Raw genomic sequence first — 739 nt, forward strand, 5'->3', positions numbered from 1 at the left:
CTCCGAGGCCTTCGGCCAGTGGAAGAACGCCAAGATCGCGCTCATCGCGCTCTTCGGCCTGACCATGGGCCAGGGCGTCGTCTGGTACACGGGCCAGTTCTATGCGCTCTTTTTCATCCAGAGCATCCTGAAGGTGGACGGCTATACGGCGAACCTGCTGATCGCCTGGTCGCTCATCCTCGGCACCGGCGGCTTCGTCTTCTTCGGCTGGCTGTCCGACAAGGTGGGCCGCAAGCCGATCATCCTGCTGGGCTGCGCCCTCGCGGCGCTGACCTACTTCCCGCTCTTCAAGATGATGACGAAGGAGGCCAACCCGGCCCTGTACGCGGCGCAGCAGAACATCCCCGTCCGTGTCGTCGCGGCGCCCGGGGACTGCCACTTCCAGTTCAACCCGACCGGCACCGTGACCTTCACCACCTCCTGCGACATTGCCAAGGCGGCGCTGGCGGGCCTGTCGATCCCCTACACGCAGGAAGTCGGTGCGGCCGGCGCCGTGGCGACCGTCCATGTCGGCAATTCGGTCGTGACGTCCTTCAACGCCACCCAGGCCGGCGCCGGCGCGGCGGCGGCACGGGCCACCTTCACCCGGGAACTCGGCGCGGCGCTGACGGCGGCGGGCTTCCCGCCGGCGGCCAATCCCTCGGTCGTGAAGATGGCGCATCCCTTCGACATCTTCCGCGAGCAGCCGGCCATCATCATCGGCATCCTGTTCATCCTGGTCGTCTACGTGACCATGGTG

General features: G+C 67.0%; 1 pseudogene. It reads left to right on the forward strand.

Annotated elements, in window-relative coordinates:
* Nucleotides 1–739, forward strand: a pseudogene (locus AC1DWF_RS34135) (MFS transporter); the annotation flags it as partial.

This window comes from Aminobacter sp. P4_D5, from assembly GCF_056401815.1.